This window comes from Klebsiella michiganensis, assembly GCA_000963575.1.
In the GTDB taxonomy this organism is placed as follows: Bacteria; Pseudomonadota; Gammaproteobacteria; order Enterobacterales; family Enterobacteriaceae; genus Cedecea; species Cedecea michiganensis_A.
Window position 1 is genome coordinate 914860 of record CP011077.1, and the last position, 16435, is coordinate 931294.

Below are 16435 nucleotides of genomic sequence, written 5' to 3' on the forward strand. Positions count from 1 at the left end.
GTTGATGCTGATAAACATCAATGTTCTTCACTCTTTTAATTAACCGCAAGGGCATGCAAACGTGAAAGAAATGTTCCTGTATAGCGACAGGCTCGAAAAGTTTCAGTCGATGGGCGAAAACGGACAGGCGGTTTATATTTCCGCGCTTCAGCTCAGAGAAACGCTGCGTTTACGTCGGCACGCCGCTATTGCTGACATGCTGGCTATTCCCCAGGTCAGCGAACAGGGGGACCGTATTGACTGGTATGCCCCGTTTTCCGGGGATGTTATTCCGTGGTCTGCGGCGACTGAAAGCGAAAAACAAACTGCCCTTAGCCAGCTTGAGCTTAATCACGCCTCGCTGCGTAAATTCAGCGAAGAGCTGGGTCAACACAAGCTTCCCGAGCAGCGGTTATTTGGCCAACTGCTGAATAAAGCTCTCCAGTTTCCAGATAACCAGCATGTCTGGCTGGTAGACGGTAAACCGGTGGTGAGTTTTTGGGGGTTCGTTAATGCTCGCCACCAGATGCGTCTCGACCCGCTGGATTGTCTGCGCCCGACTGTTTCACCGCCTTCTCCTGCCTTGCCGTTTTCCCCTGTCACACCGGTAGCTGCTGTGCAGACTGAGCCTGTCAATACCTCTGTGGCCCCGCTGCGGCGTGGGTGGTGGTGGCGTTTCCCCGCCTGGTTACGCTGGTTGCTACCGCTGCTACTGCTGCTCCTTATTGCACTCTTTTTCCTGCGTAGCTGCGTGCCGGGGGCCACCCTTCCAGGGCTTAACGGCCTGAATGGATACATCTCTCAACCCGTCTCTTCTGAGCCTACGGTTGCACTTCACCCAGCCTCCGGAGGCGTGTCCGCGTCGGGAGGAGTCCCTATTCATGCACAGGTTTCTGAAACCGCCGCAGGCGCAGAAATTACACCGGAGGCGGGCGTCGAATCAGCCTCACTGGTTCCTGATCCTGAACAACACGCTGGCAATGAGCCCGTGCAGCCTTCAGAGCCATTGGCTCAGGCAGAAGCTCCGGCTGCTGAAGTTCAGCCCGCGCAGCCTGAGAACGCCGAACCGGCAAACAATGCGGTCGCCAAAACGCCGCTATCCATCCCGGGAAGCGCCCTGGCGCAGGGAAATACTGATTTTCTGAACGGCCGCTGGCATGCCGGCTCGGGGATTCAGGATCGGCGTACTGGCAAGCCGCTCAGCCTTAACTATCAAATTAAAAATGGCCAGGGCGAGGTGCAAATGACTCGCGGCGATGGCGTTGACTGTCGGGGTGCCGTGAAAGCCGCGATTCAATCCGGTCAGTTGGTTATCAATAACCAGGGCGAAGCGCAGTGTTCTGACGGCTCGGTTTACCAGATGCCTGAAATTCTTTGCACCCCAGGCGCGCAGAGCGTTGCTGACTGTAAAGGCCGTTACGATGCCAAAACCCTATTCCCCCTTTCGATGAAGCAAGAGGCAAGTCATGCTGGCTGAAATCACTGATTTTAAAACACAAGTAAAACTGATCCGTGACAGTGGGATTCAGTTCCTCGACTTCGCTTTCAACCTGCCTGCCCGTAAAGAGTACGGTGAGTTTCTGCGCCAGCAGGGGGAAGGCCCTGTGATGCGCCTGATCTACCGGGAACGTGAGGATAAATTCCAGATCCCAGGGCCGGATAATGTGCCAGCCAAATATGCCGAGTCTGAATATTCTCTTTCAACGGAAGAGTCGCTGCGCCTGCTGCAAGGCGTCTGGTTACCGCTGCCGTTTTTCCGCTTCAGCCCGCCTCGCGCTTTTGCCCAGGGACCAACAAACTGGGTGCGTGTCCAGTTCCATGAACTGGCCGAGCCCGATGAAAAAGGCAATTGCTGGCGTGCGGTTGTTATTTTCGATACCCGAATTTTGCCTAACCACAGTAACACGCAATATCTTGCGCCAGGTGAAGACGATGTTCGTTCCGGCACTGGGTTTGCGCTCGCCCGGCATAACCATGAAATGGGGGAGTTCCTCGCGCTACCGTGGGTGGATGAGTGGCTGCGTGATGTTTACACCACGCAGGCAAAAGAACGGTTGAAGCAGCATTACGAAGACAATGAGGAAAAGCTGCTTCTCAAAGAGCATCAGGCGCATTACCTCAATTTGTTAAGCGTGCTGGATAAGGATATCAAGCTGCCGGAAGTCCAGGTCAACGATGTCAAAATACGCGATACCGCCATCCCGGTGGATTTGGTTCTGGATATCGGTAACTCGCGCAGCTGCGGCATTTTGATTGAAGAGCATCGCGATGATAACAAGGGGTTGTCACAGCTTTACCAGCTCCAGCTGCGCGACCTCAGCCTGCCGCAATATGTCTATAACGAACCTTTTGACAGCCGACTCGAATTTGCCCAGGCAGAATTCGGCAAGCAGGACTTCTCGCTGAAAAGTGGGCGTAGCGAGGCATTTACCTGGCCGACCATTGGCCGGGTGGGCGGGGAGGCGTTCCGTATGGCGTCGCAGCGTCTGGGAACGGAAGGTTCAACAGGTATCTCCAGCCCAAAACGCTACTTGTGGGATAACCATCCGTATTCTCCCGGCTGGCGTTTTAGCCAGGCGTTTGTTAAGTCGGATCGTGAACCTCTGGCCACTGCGGCACCGTTGCTTTACATGCTCAACGATCAGGGCGAGCTGCTTATCAATTTGCATGAAGATCGGCGTATGCCGGTGTTTTCACCGATTTATACCCGTAGCTCGTTGATGACGATGATGCTCTCCGAAGTGCTGAGCCAGGCGTTGATGCAAATCAACAGCCCGGCACAGCGCCTGAAGATGAACCACGCCAGCACGCCTCGCCGACTGCGCAATGTCATCATGACCGTGCCGCCGGCAATGCCAAAACCGGAGCGGGCTATTTTCGAACAAGGTATGTGTGATGCCATTCGCCTGGTCTGGAAAGCGCTCGGCTGGGAGGAAATGGACTACGAAGGGGACGATATAAATCAGCTTAAGCACCCGCATCCCGGCGTCCATGTGAAGTGGGACGAGGCAACCTGCGGGCAGCTTGTCTATATGTACAACGAAACCCAAAACTACTTTGGCGGGCGTACCGACGAATTCTTTGCCGCCACGCGCCGGCAGGATAACCAGCAGACAAGCCAGGACAAGCGAAGCCTGAAAGTGGCCTCAATTGATATTGGCGGTGGCACAACTGACCTGGTGATTACCCGCTATACCCTGGACGATGGGCAGGGCGTTAACGTGCGCATTACGCCGAAGCAGTTGTTCCGCGAAGGGTTCAAAGTCGCCGGGGACGATATCTTGCTTGATGTCATCCAGCTGTATATCCAGCCTGCGGTAAAAGCGGCCATCATGAAAGTCGGGCATAGCGATATGGCGGCTGAGTCAATGATGTCCCAGCTTTTTGGCAGTGAAGCTATTGATGCCGGTAAACAGGTTCTCCGCCAGCAGTTGACGCTGCAAATCTTCGCCCCGCTGGCGCTCGCTATTCTCCATCGCTACGAAGATTACCTGCCGGAAAATGGTCGTGAAGTGCTGAATTATCGCTTCCGGGAAATGCTGCCTGAAAGCCAGCCGACCGCCAAGGTGCAGGAGTATGTCAACGAACTGGTGCGCGTTGGTCAACTTAGCGATGTCGCGCCATTCTCTATTCTCGATGTGCCGCTTGAAGTGGATATCTCTCAGTTACATAACGAGTTTATCGACCCCCGCAACGGGCGGATGAATATTTGCCACAGCCTGCGGGCGCTTTGTGAAGTGCTCTGGCACTACAAATGTGACGTGCTGTTGCTGACCGGACGACCTTCTCGCTTGCCGGGCATTCAGGCCTTGATTCGTCAGTTGCAGCCGGTTCCACCTTCCCGCGTGCTGCCACTGCATGGGTATGAAACCGGAGGCTGGTATCCGTTCAACAAGAAAGGCTGCATTGACGATCCGAAATCAACTGCGGTGGTCGGGGCAATGCTATGCCTGCTGGCGGAAGGCTCGCGGCTCAATAATTTCTATTTCCGCACGGCGAATTTCCAGCCGTACTCCACCATCCGCTATCTCGGCATGTTGGACAGCAACAATGTCATTAAAGACGGCAACGTCTTTTATCGGGACATTGATCTCGATCGGCCTGATTTTGAGCTCGACCAGAATCAGAGCTTTGAGTCCAGAGGTGAAATGCGGATCGGTTTCCGTCAGTTGGATAACGAACGCTGGCCTGCCTCTGCGCTTTACACCCTGAAAATTACCAATTCCAAACTGGCCGCCGAACTGGCGGGGGATGCGGTGATCAAGATGCAGCTTATTGCCGAGCAGGGAAAGCCTCGGGGTGGTGAAGAGAGCGTCAGCCCGGAGAAATTCAAACTTGAACAGCCGACGCTGGAGTTTGGCTCTGGCCGCGGCATCAAGAAAGATGACGTGGCATTCCAACTGAATACCCTGGTCGGTAATGGCCTTGGTGAAACCCATTACTGGCTGGACAGCGGGAGTATTAAAAGCTGATGAGTACTTTTACATCTGAACAAATTATTCAGGGCTGGCAGGACGTAGAGGCGGGCGCGGGCGAGGCTATCGAGTGGATTGCTTCCGTACGTCAGGATGCCCCAAAGCTGAATACCGAGGCAGACCGGTTGACCCTTAAGCTGCGCCGTAGCCGGAATAAAGCCCGCCGCCTGGCAATCGCCACGGCTAAGCCAATGACTATCGGCTTTTTTGGCTTATCACAGGCAGGAAAGTCTTACCTGATCTCTGCCCTGGCGGCAGGCGAGAGTGGCAAGCTGGAAACCCGGCTTGGCGGCAAACTGCTTGATTTTCTCATCCACATTAACCCGGCGGGCGGTGGGAAAGAGGCCACTGGGCTGGTGACGCGGTTTAGCCGCCATCAGGGCAGCAATGATGAACAATGGCCGGTCACGCTGCAGTTATTTAGCGAAATGGATATGGGCAAAATCCTCGCTAATGCTTTCATCCATGATTTTAACCAGGAAAAATTTGAATGGGACTGTGATGAGAAACGTGTCAATGACCTGCTGTCCACTCTGGACAAACGTCGACGCCCGAGCCGCGTAGCTGGCGTCAGTGAAGATGACGTGGTTTCACTCTGGGATTATGTGGTCCGTCACGCGAGCAAGAGCCAGAAATCACTCAATACCCATTACTGGCCGCAAGCGGTAGCCCTGGCACCGTGGCTGACCATTGAGGATCGCGGCAGGCTGTTCTCTGTGATTTGGGGACAAGTCGAAGACTTAACCCAAGCCTATATTCATTTTGCCCACACGCTGCAAAAGCTGGCAGGGGCTCAGGAAGTTCACGCCCCTTTGACCACGCTGGTGTGCGAGGAAAATGGTCGCCTGGTGCAAAAAGACAGCATTATGAACGTGGATATGCTGGAGCGTCTTAACCGCGAAACCGATTGTCAGGTTGAGGTGTGCCCGGTTATCAATGGGCAGACGCAACCTCCGGTTAGCTTGTCGCTGGCCGAGCTTACTGCGTTGACCGTTGAGCTGCATATTCCGCTGTCCGCTAAACCCCGGGAAGAGATGTTCGAAGAGGTCGATCTGCTGGATTTCCCCGGCTATCGAGGGCGTCTTGGCGTTGAGTCCATGGATGACGTTCAACGTGAGGTGAATAGCGAAGACAGTAACCCGCTAGCGCAACTGATCCTGCGCGGCAAAGTCGCCTATCTTTTTGAACGCTATACCGAAAACCAGGAAATGAACGTGCTGGTGGTCTGCACCGCCTCAACAAAACAATCTGAAGTGAAAGAAGTCGGCGACGTGCTTGATGAATGGATCGGGTATACCCAGGGGCGTACCGCGGAAGAGCGAGAGGCCCGTTTACCAGGTCTTGTCTGGGCGTTGACTATGTTTGACCTGCGAATCAGTCAAAATCTGCCGCACGATGAAACGCTGCTGCGCCAGTCCTGGGGCCACGGCGGGATGATCAAAATGGCCATGACTGAACGCTTTGGCAAGTATAAATGGATGCAGGAATGGCGACCTGGACAGGCATTTAATAACACTTTCCTGGTGCGTAAGCCGCGCCACCAAACTCCGTTTATTCGCCTCAGTGGCGGAATAGAAAGCGAGTTTGATAGCGAAAACCGCGAAAAACTCGATTTGATGCGTAAAACCTTTATTGAGGATGAGGCGGTGAATCGCTATATCGCAAAACCAGACGAAGCCTGGGATGCGATGCTTGGCCTGAACGACGGTGGCATGAGCCGTATGGCGGAGTATCTCAAGCAGGTGGCGCATAAAGAGATGAAGCTGGAGCGTATCGCCAAACAGCTTCAGGATCTGCGCCATGAGCTGGTGGAGGGCAGCCTTGGCAACTGGTATCAGCCCGAGGGTGACCAGGACGTAGCGAAAAAAGCGCGTATTGCCGAAGAGATCCTTGAAGTTCTCAAAAAACGCAGTGGGATGCATGGCGAACTGCTGGCGCGTCTGGTGCCTTCCCGTAAGGCTCTGCAAGAGTTGTATATGCAACAAACCGTTGTGCCGGTAGAGGCCGTGGAGCAAGAAGAAACGTCGCTCTTTGACATCGGCGTCGAGGACGCTTTTGGGACAGAGAAACCGGCTGCCACAACTCACAGCCATGAACTCTCCTTTGCTCGCCATGCGCTGCAACACTGGATCAATCATTTACGTGCACTGCCGGAAAATCCGGCGGTACTGAATTATATCAAGTTGCCGCTGCCGGTAGTCGAAGCCCTGGTGGATGAGCTCATCACCAGCCTGCTGCGCCTGCGTGTCGAAGCGCAGCTCGAAAGCGTGATGATGAATACCGAGCAGGCCGGCGTACGCCGCGAAAAAATGGTTGAGCGGCAGGTATCCCGCGTGCTCCACGTCATGAGTGATTTTGTTACCTGGCTTGGTTATCAAAGCCTGGCCGAACATAAACGTCCCGCTCGTCCGAATCAGCCTGACCAACCTATTTTCACCCTGCCAAAGCAGTGTGAAAGCGTGGCATGGATGGGCGATGAGAGGTTGGTGCGCCTGACACCTCAGCAAATTAACTACAGCGCTATTTTCATTATTGACTGGCTAGTGGGGCTTGAAGAGCTGATCAAAGAGAACGCCGGACATTCTGCTGGTCGCGAAATTAGCGCTGCGCAGAACGAAAAACTGGGCGCCATTATCCACCTCATTAACCGTGCTCAGGAGTAGCCCGACGTGATCAAACCAGAATTAAAGCCGTTACAACCCGTGCTACCGGGGTACGCCCAACTGCTGCTCAAGGGCTGGGACGGCGAGCAGGAAGATGTGTTCGTTTCCATTCAAAGCAACCAGGGAAACCAGTTCCTGGACGGCAACGGCATGTGGGTCAACAGTGAGGTTTACCTGGCGCTGCCGTCGCTGAGCGTTGAGCAGGATGTTACTCAGGTGCAGGTCGGGCCTTCACTGGTTGATGCCCTGCTGGCAAACCGCCAGGCAGCCTATCGATTGACGGTAAAAGATGGAGAGGGGCTCAAGGAGTTTGGCGTTTTAACTCTGCATGACGGGCTGCTCAGCTCCCAGGCGGGGGGAGAAAATCTGCCACTGGTTAATACCCACAAACTTCAGGATAGCGTGCCTGAACCCGTCCTTGAGGTGAGTGAGCCGGCGCCAGAGCCGCTCGCTGAGCCAACGCCGGTTGCCGAGCCTGAAAGCGCGCCGGCTCCGGCCAAAAGCAAGACGCTGCCGTTGATTCTCGTCGGCATTGTCATTCTGGCTCTGTTGGGAGGGGCTGCCTGGTGGTTTACCCGTACGCCTGCGGAGCCTGTCGCAGCCGCGCTGACGACCAAACTCACACCCAAAACCGAAGCTGCAGGTCCCTGTGGGGACGACTTGATGGGCAAAGGCAACGATCTGGAGTTCGTCAAAGGGTGTCTGCGAAGCCAGCCAAGTAGCGCTCAGCTCTTGGGCATTATCGAAAAGGCCAAAGCTGAAAAACGCTGTGACATCGCCCAGCGCCTCTACGCCTATAAAGCGCAGTCCGGCGATACCCAAATGGCGCTGCACTACGCCCAGGAATATGACCCGAAAACGGCCGTTGAAGGCAGCTGTTTTGCCGCCGATCCACAAACAGCCCTTTATTGGTACGAAAACATTGTTAATCAGGATCCTCAGAATACCGAGGCCAAAAACCGCTTAGCCGAGCTGAAAAAATAGGAAAGCGACATGAAACAGAATCATTGGCTCAGCGGACTGCTGTGCTTCGGCGCACTGGTTTTTCAGGCGCAGGCTGCGGATCAAAAACCCTTATTGCAGGAAGGAAAGCATGCGCTTTATCAGCGCGTGTTGACCTACCCAGGCTGTGAGCTGGCGAAAGATGTGGGGAAATCAGGCAAAGAACAGCCCGCGTTCAGTCGCTTTTATGTCTACCAGCGAAGCCAGAACGGCAATGATGAATGGCTGCAGGTTGGGCCGGACAGCTTCGGTCACGTCGCAGGCTGGCTGAAAGCTAGCTGCACCGTGGACTGGAAAATGCAGCTGACCTTAGCCTTCACTAACCCGGCTGGCCGTAACCCGATGCTGTTCTTCCGCGATAAAGCGGATGTGGAGAAAATCCTTAATAGTCCAAAACCAGCGACGATACTGGATCCGCTGCTGGCAAACTTGAAGAGCCAGAAACCTACGCCGGAAGTGCTGGCTCGTGAGCCTGACTATATGGTCGATCAGCTTAAAAATTTCTATTTATTGCCGGTTCTTGGGTCGGACGATGTCTTTACCGACACGGGTTTTCAGGTACGGCTGCTGAACGTGGCTTCGGTTAGCGAAAAAGCTAAAACCGGTAACGCCGCGACGGGCGATGAGAAAAACATGATGAAGGGTTTTTCCGCTTCTGTCGTGTTTGTCATCGACTCCACTGTGTCGATGGGGCCCTATATTGATCGTACAAAAGCGGCTATTGAAAAGGTTTACCAGAGGATTGAAAAAGAGCATTTGCAGGATCAGGTGAAATTTGGGTTGGTGGCATTTCGTTCTAATGTTAAAGCCGTGCCTGGGCTGGAATACGACAGCAAAATGTTCGTTGATCCTAATAAAGTCAAAGACGGCAAAGATTTCCTCGCTAAAGTCCACGATCTGAAACAGGCAACGGTATCCAGCAGCAAAGTGGATGAAGATGCTTACGGCGGCGTCATGCTGGCGCTGGATAAAGTCGACTGGACGCAGTTTGGTGCACGTTATGTCGTGCTTATTACTGACGCTGGCGCGCTGGAAGGAACGGATAAACTTTCTTCTACCCACCTTGATGCCGCTCAGATTCGCCAGGAAGCCGCTTATCGTGGCGTGGCGCTCTACACCCTGCATCTGAAAACCCCGAGCGGTGTTAAAAACCACGCTTCGGCGGAAGCACAGTACCGCGATCTGTCCATGAACCCGTTCCTGCATAAGCCGCTTTACTATCCGATTGACTCCGGGGATGTGAATAACTTTGGGGTAATGGTGGATAGCCTGGCGAACGCTATCACTGGGCAAATCAAAACGGCCTGGAGCGGTGAAGAGACGGCCGGCAGTGCCTTAGGGGCCGATCCTAAATATGCCAGTAAGCAAGCAGCTCCGCTGCTTAGTGATGCAGATAAGCTGAGTAAAGCGATGCGCCTGGCTTATCTGGGGGAAAAGCAGGGGACTCAGGCACCGCCGGTATTCAAATCCTGGATTAGCGATCGTGACCTGGTAAATCAGAACGTTCCGGCTACAGAAGTGCGCGTGCTGCTGACGAAAAGCGAACTCAGCGACTTGAGCGATGTAATGAAAAAGATCGTTAATGCCGCTAACGAGGGCATGATCTCTCCCGACGACATGTTTGCCAGCCTGCGTTCTCTGGCGGCAACAATGGGTAACGATCCGACTCAGGCAAAAGGCAAAAGTGCGACTCGCCTGGCCGAAATGGGGTTACTCGGTGAATATGTCGAAGGGCTGCCATACCTTAGCGAGGTGCTAAGCCTTGACGAAGAAACCTGGAAAAGCTGGGACGGCCTGGAGCAGGAACGTTTTATTCGACGCCTGAATACCAAACTGAACTATTACCAGCGCTACAACCAGGATGTGGATCGCTGGATTGCTTTGGCCCCAGACAGTGACCCGCGTGACAACGTTTACCCTGTTCCGCTGGAAAACCTTCCTTGATGCTTACTATTCAGCAAATGGAGGTGCGGCGCGGCGGTGCTGATGGCTTTACTGTCACGCTGCCATCGCTAGCGTTAGCCCGCGGTGAGGTTGCCGCGCTAACGGGGCAAAGCGGCTGCGGCAAAAGCACGCTGCTTGAAATGATAGGGGCTATTTTACGCCCCGATACGCTAGGCGAGTATCGACTTCATCAGCCTGAAGTTGATATTGCCGCGCCGTTAATGGCGGCTAATGAAGTCGCAATGTCGGCTATTCGGGCGCGGGAGCTGGGGTTTGTCTTACAGCATGGCGGCCTGCTGCCATGGCTGACGGTGATTGATAACATTGTGCTGCCGCGCCGGCTGGCTGGTATGGACATTCATTCCCATTGGCTACGTGTGGCAATTGAGCAACTCGGCATCGCCCGGCTGTTAAAGAAAATGCCTGCCCAGCTCTCCATTGGCGAACGACAACGAGTGGCCTTTGTGAGGGCGATTGCCCATCAGCCAAGACTTCTGCTGGCTGATGAACCTACCGCAGCCCTTGACCCGGAAAATGCCAGACGGCTTTTTGCGCTGATTGTCGACATGGTTCGTGCTCTGGATATGGTGGCAATCATTGTCAGTCATGACTCGCAGCTCGTTGGTAGCTTTGGGCTGCATCGCTATTGCGCCTCTATCTCGGAGGGACGTAGTGTCTTCTGTCCAGTCTGAAACTCGTGCCTCTGGCCGTTTGCTTCTTCATATGGCGCTGCGCGATCTGCTGCACGATCGAAAAGTCGCGCTGTGCATTGTGTTCTCATTAGTCGCCGTTATCGCGCCTCTGCTGCTGCTGTTTGGGCTTAAAAACGGCATTGTTAGCCAGCTTCGCCATGACCTGCTAAACGATCCGCGAACGCGTGAGGTCAGAATGCTGGGCAATAGCAGTTATGACCGGGGATGGCTTGAAAAGCTCAGCGAGCGCCCGGAGGTGGGGTTTTCGATTCCGCTGACGCGTTCCCTTAATACTCAGGCAGATCTGGTTCATGATGGTCAGCATTTTGCGGCAGGCGCTGAAGTTATTCCCACGGGTAAAGGCGACCCTTTGTTGGCTGAGGTTACGCTCCCCCGGCTTGACGATGAAGTGGTATTAAGTGCCAGCGCAGCCCGGCGGCTAGCGGTAAACCAGGGGGCGACTTTCCGCCTGTTTGTGACCCGTAAACTCGGCGGGGCAGAACAGCGGGTGGCTAAAAGCGTCAGGGTTGTTGGCGTTCTGGATGAAGCCAAATTCTCTCGCCCGGGAATGTTTGTAACGCTACCGCTTCTGGTGGCGCTGGAAGATTATCGGGATGGCTTCCAGGTCCCTCTGTTGGCGGTGGCGGAAGGCCAGCCCAGCCGCGAACGCAGCCGTTTTTCTCGTGCACGCCTTTATGCCGCCACGCTGGATGATGTTGTTCCGCTAGCGAACTGGCTTGAATCACAACATATCGAGACCGTCACCCAGGCTGCACAAATAGAGTCGGTGCGCGCCATTGATTCCGTTCTCGGGATTATTTTTGCCGTGATTGCGTGGATCTCAACTTCCGGTTGTATCGCCTCGCTGGTGGGGGCGTTTATCGCCAATATTGACCGCAAACGCAAGGATATGGCGGTGCTGAGACTGTTGGGGTTCCGACGCCATGCGGTGACGGTATTTATCGTTATTCAGGCATTTTGCCTGACTGGCCTCGCTTTTGTTATTGGACTACTGCTTTATCTGTTCGGCAGCCTGACGTTTAACCACCTACTGGGCGCCCGCCTCCCGGCACAGGCGTTTGTTTGCCGCCTTGAGCCAATACATTTTATTACTGCGTTATTTAGCCTGCTGATTGTTGCCCTGGCTGTCGCGGCAATTGGCGCATTACGCGCATTGAAGATCGATCCTGCGGAGAGTTTACGTGAAATCTAATTTACTTCCTGGCCTCATGGTTCTTGGGATGGGCTGCTCTTTTGCCGCTCACGCGACCTGGGATGAAAAATTCTGGAACCCAAAACCGCTGCCGGATGACGTTATTCTCCCGATGCCCTGCGATGGCGCGATGGCATTTCGAAAGATCGCTATTCCCATGAATAAACCCCTGCAGGATTACAACATCACACTGGGACAGGAAGGTGATGAATGGGGATATCTGGAACAATCTCGTCAGGAACATATTGCCGGTAGCTTTGCCGAAGGTAAGCAGGGGAAGAGCCGTTATTACCTGATGGCGAAATATGAGCTGAGTGACCTGCAGGCCAGCGCATTGACGGGTAACTGCGTGAAGCCAGAGATGAAAGGGCGCCTGCCGAAGGTCAATATCGGCTGGATGGACGCAATGGATATTGCCAACAAATACAATCTCTGGCTGCGGAAAGAAAGCCTGGCCTCTCTCCCGACGGATGATGGGCAGCCTGGTTTTCTGCGGCTGCCAACGGAAACTGAATGGGAATTTGCGGCCCGCGGTGGACTGGCCGTCTCGCCCGCGGAATTCAGGGATGTGCACTTCCCGATGCCAGACGGTATTAACAACTACGCCTGGTTCTCCGGCACTCAATCTGCCAATGGAAAATTACAGCTGACCGGTTTGTTGAAGGCTAACCCACTTGGGTTGCATGACATGCTGGGCAATGCTTCCGAAATGATTTTCGAACCTTTCCGTCTTAACAAACTCGATCGCCAGCATGGTAAAGCGGGCGGGTATATCGTGCGAGGCGGGAGTTTTCTCACGCCGCAGGCTGATATGCGCAGCGCGATCCGTAGCGAAGAGCCTTATTACTCCGGCACGGACGAGAATGCCAATAAAGCGATTGGTATGCGTTTAGTCGTCGTGTCGCCCACGCTGACCTCTCGGGATCGTATCAAAGAGATTGAAAAAGAGTGGCAGGCTCTGGGCACTGAGAAGAAGCCTGAAGCAAAAAATGCCGTCAAAGACTCACTGCAAAACCTGAATGCAATATCCGAAAAGGTCCAGGATGACGGGCTTAAAAAACAGCTTGAACAGCTGCGTGGAGAGCTACGGGCGAATAGTCAACTGCGTGATGAGCAGCGGGATCAGGCGGTGCGTACTTCGCTCCAGCTCGGGGCTTTCCTGTGCACCAAGATGAAAGATGACGGCGAATTTTTCGACCGCCTCAACCAGCTGTATGAGAAAACCTGTGCCGCCGGGAGCCAGTTGGATGCGAACTGTTCCCGCCGTCAGGAGCAGTTGGGTCAGCATAAAAAAGCGCTGGATTTTATCTCTAGCTATTACGCCGACACCCTGGTGGATATGGGCACGACCTACAACAGCGCGTTAATTGCGCCACAAATTGCCGTCGTCCAGCAACAGATGGCCGCGCGCGGTAAAACGAACCTCAACGGGTATCTGGATACCTACTGGAACAATCTTCAGGGGTACTGGAAGGATGGCAAAGTCGCGCGTGAAGCGTGGCTGGCTGCATGTAAGAAAAATAACTAAACGGAAATCAGGAGAAGTAAGTTAATGATGACTTTCAAAGCATTACGCACAGCGCTTGTCGCCGGATTGATTATTGTCCTGGCTGGCTGTCAAAGTACGGGCGGCACCTCTGGAAGCGGTGACGTAGATCCGCGCCTGAAAAACAACCAGGACATTGAGTTCTTTAGCAAATCTGGCTGGCAAGCTTGTGCTGCCGGGGCCGCGGTGGGGGCACTGGCCTGTGCAATAAGTAATTCAGGGAATAAAGCGGTTTGTATCGCGGCGGCGGCGGTAGCCGGCTGTGGCGTTGGGGTGGGCGCAAATGCTTATCTGGATAATCAGCGTAAGAAATATGCCTCTAAAGAGCTGCAGCTGGATGCAACGATTAAGGATGTCCAGGCTGAAAACGTGCGCATTCAAAATGTTACCAACGTTGCGAAATCAGTTATCGCGAATGACAAACAGACGCTGGAAAAATTGAATAAAGAGATTGCGGCGAAAACCGTCAAAAAAGATGAGATGCAAAAGCAGCTCAAGGGGATCGATGCCAACATTGCTTCGTTGCGTAAAACGATCGAAGGGCAGAAGCAGCATGAGAAACAGTGGCAAGATATCGCTCAGGATATGAAAAAATCCGGCAGCGATACCGCAACCCTGGATGCAGAAATTGCTAAAACGCATCAGAAAATTAGCGCTCTGCAGCAGGAGATAGACAGCCTGTACGATCAGCGTACTGCCCTGAAAGTCAGCTAAGGAGAGGCGAATGCGCTACTTATTGCCGCTGATCGGTGCCATTTTGCTGACGGGATGTGCCACGGATGCTCGCCAGTGCGACCCGAGGACAGGTGACGTTAATATTATCACCAAATTCAACTGTAATTACTCAGGGACCTGGGATAAGCGCGTTGAGGAAAAACAGCAGACCTTGCAGCATGAACAGGCGATGAATAACGAATTTAACGCCGTTTATGCAGCGATTGAGCAGGAAAAGGCGCAAAGTAATGCGAGCGTGGCCAGTCAGCGTAAGACTCAGCAAACCCTGGATCGCTCGCTGAGTACCCTGGTTGCCCAGCTGAAAACGAAAACTGCAGGTAAAGCTGCAGCGCAGAAGCAGCTGGCGGCGCTCGAGAAAAACATAAAAGAAGCTCAAAGCAGGCCGGCAGAATCGGTTATGCAAAAGCAACTTGAACTGCAAGAGCTGCAGGGGCAGTTAAGCGAGCTGCAAAGCACTTTATCTTCTCAATAACGTTTAATGCCCGTCAGTTGACGGGCATATTTTTCAGGAAACCGATAATGAAAATAAATATTCTCCTTTTCACCCTCTTTGCGGCCGTATTGGGAACAACTGCCTCTCAGGCGGCTATTCCAGAACCAGAGCTTGTTTTTAACTGTGAGCTTGAAAATGGAAAATATGCGCTCATTCGGCTGAATGAGCAGGTGCCGACCTATTATTATGGGCCTCTTGAAAAAGTTGAATTAACGTTGCCGAAAACCGCCGGAGACAAAACTCAGGTACGCGCGGGGAATATGGCTTTCGCCGGTGGTGGAGCGACCTATTACCGTTTTATCAACGGCAATTATAGCTATGTGATTTATAGTGGGATCGGCAGAGGATGGGATTTTACCGGGCTTAAAGTTTATCAGGGGAAAAAGCTGATTATGAAAAAAGCCTGTATCAATGGCGGCTTTATCAATAATGGCTACACCGGCGCGAATTTGGTTAATGAAGCCGATACCGGAGATGATGATACTTACGGGTATGCTGATCAATAACCTTCAGAGAGAGAATAATGCGTAAAATTGTTGCTTTATTATTCAGTCTGATTGTCGCACTGTGTTTTATACCTGCCGGCCAGGCTGAGAATCAGCGTTATATCAGCATCCGTAATACCGATAATGTATGGGTCCCCGGCAATATTTGTGCGCTGCAATTCCGGCTGGATAACGGCGGTAGCGGGGAAGGGTTTCATCGGCTTGAAATCACTCTTAGGTTGAAAGATAAAGCGGGCAAAGTTATCGGTGAAGGGGTGATGGAGGTTGCGCCTTTTGGTGACAGCGAAGCCAGCCGTTCGCAGAATAGTTTTATGGAAAGTGAGTGTCATGAGTCACTAGACAAAATTGAGGTCATCGCGGCAAATGAAGACGTTAATGGCACCAGGGTTCCGCTAGATCTTTCTATTTTCGATCCACAGTATTATAAACCGCTGCCGATAGATGTTGCCGATAAGTGATCTTTATCCGTTGGAACTGACAATCGATCCCGCCGGCCCAATGCCCGGCGGAGGCTAAATATCGACATATTTTGTTATCTCTTAAATATTCTCTGATACAAAGGTCTTCTTCCCGGACTTTGCTTCTGCTGCGTAAACTGGCCACAGATAAAGAAAAGAGCCCAAACTATAAAATGATTACCCTTTGGTTGAAAAGCATCCTCCTGGCTATCATCCTTAGCCTGCCGGCTGTCGCCATAGCCGCCCCGGACGTTCAGGTTGGCTTTTCGCCGGAAGGCTCGGCCCGGACGCTGGTGCTGCAGACGCTCGCCGGGGCGCAAAAATCTATCCGCATGATAGGTTACTCCTTCCAGGCACCCGATATTACTCAGGCGCTGGTGGATGCGAAAAAGCGAGGCGTTGAGGTGCGTGTGGTGGTCGATAAAAAGCGCAACCAGAACAAGGCCAGCCTGAAGGCGATGAACTTTGTCGCGGCCAACGGCGTGCAGCTGCGCATCGACGGGCATTATCACATCCAGCACGACAAAACGATTATCGTCGATGAACAAACCGTTGAAACTGGGTCATTTAATTACGCCCCTTCAGCGGAAACAGAAAACAGTGAGAACGTGGTGGTGCTAAGCAATATGCCAGACATCGCCAGGCAGTATGTTTCCCACTGGGAAAGCCGCTGGGAGCTGGGCGTGCCTTTTCAGGCCACTCCGTGAGCGAGTTTACTTATCTTAAATA

The 16435-nt window shown here is 53.3% G+C and carries 12 protein-coding genes and 1 pseudogene; all 13 read left to right on the forward strand.

Annotated elements, in window-relative coordinates:
- Positions 1-70 precede the first annotated feature (70 nt).
- The 13 genes and pseudogenes from VW41_04300 to VW41_04360 all read left to right on the forward strand — a co-directional run bounded on the left by VW41_04300 (position 71) and on the right by VW41_04360 (position 16413).
- Positions 71-1456 carry a hypothetical protein gene (locus VW41_04300; protein ID AJZ91852.1) on the forward strand — a complete coding sequence of 462 codons (1386 nt, stop codon included), beginning with the start codon at positions 71-73 and terminating at the stop codon, positions 1454-1456.
- A complete protein-coding gene (locus VW41_04305) occupies positions 1446-4451 on the forward strand; it encodes a virulence factor SrfB (protein AJZ88317.1) in 3006 nt (1001 codons plus the stop codon). Before VW41_04300 ends, VW41_04305 begins: the two co-directional genes overlap by 11 nt.
- On the forward strand, positions 4451-7117 hold the full coding sequence (locus VW41_04310; protein ID AJZ88318.1) for a type III secretion system effector: 2667 nt from the start codon (positions 4451-4453) through the stop codon (positions 7115-7117). The genes VW41_04305 and VW41_04310 overlap by 1 nt, the downstream gene beginning before the upstream one ends.
- Before the next feature lie 6 nt (positions 7118-7123).
- The gene (locus VW41_04315) at positions 7124-8101 is read left to right on the forward strand and encodes a hypothetical protein (GenBank protein AJZ88319.1); all 978 of its coding nucleotides are present in this window, start codon (positions 7124-7126) and stop codon (positions 8099-8101) included.
- A 9-nt stretch (positions 8102-8110) separates the two neighbouring features.
- Positions 8111-10063, forward strand: coding sequence for a serine/threonine protein kinase (locus VW41_04320; protein AJZ88320.1), 1953 nt, complete (start codon positions 8111-8113; stop codon positions 10061-10063).
- Between the two features lie 17 nt (positions 10064-10080).
- Positions 10081-10755: an ABC transporter ATP-binding protein gene (locus VW41_04325; GenBank protein ID AJZ91853.1), complete on the forward strand. Its 675-nt coding sequence runs from the start codon at positions 10081-10083 to the stop codon at positions 10753-10755.
- A gap of 31 nt (positions 10756-10786) precedes the next feature.
- Positions 10787-11968 (forward strand): ABC transporter permease, encoded by a 1182-nt coding sequence (locus VW41_04330; protein AJZ88321.1) that lies wholly within the window; start codon positions 10787-10789, stop codon positions 11966-11968.
- A 16-nt stretch (positions 11969-11984) separates the two neighbouring features.
- Positions 11985-13496, forward strand: a complete 1512-nt coding sequence (locus VW41_04335; GenBank protein AJZ88322.1) for a hypothetical protein — start codon at positions 11985-11987, stop codon at positions 13494-13496.
- A 24-nt stretch (positions 13497-13520) separates the two neighbouring features.
- Positions 13521-14228 (forward strand): hypothetical protein, encoded by a 708-nt coding sequence (locus tag VW41_04340; protein ID AJZ88323.1) that lies wholly within the window; start codon positions 13521-13523, stop codon positions 14226-14228.
- Between the two features lie 10 nt (positions 14229-14238).
- A complete protein-coding gene (locus VW41_04345; protein AJZ88324.1) occupies positions 14239-14721 on the forward strand; it encodes a hypothetical protein in 483 nt (160 codons plus the stop codon).
- A gap of 89 nt (positions 14722-14810) precedes the next feature.
- Positions 14811-15149: pseudogene (locus VW41_04350) on the forward strand (hypothetical protein).
- Between the two features lie 116 nt (positions 15150-15265).
- Positions 15266-15706 (forward strand): hypothetical protein, encoded by a 441-nt coding sequence (locus VW41_04355; protein AJZ88325.1) that lies wholly within the window; start codon positions 15266-15268, stop codon positions 15704-15706.
- 173 nt (positions 15707-15879) lie between these two features.
- A complete protein-coding gene (locus VW41_04360; protein ID AJZ91854.1) occupies positions 15880-16413 on the forward strand; it encodes an endonuclease in 534 nt (177 codons plus the stop codon).
- The last annotated feature ends 22 nt before the right edge of the window (positions 16414-16435 follow it).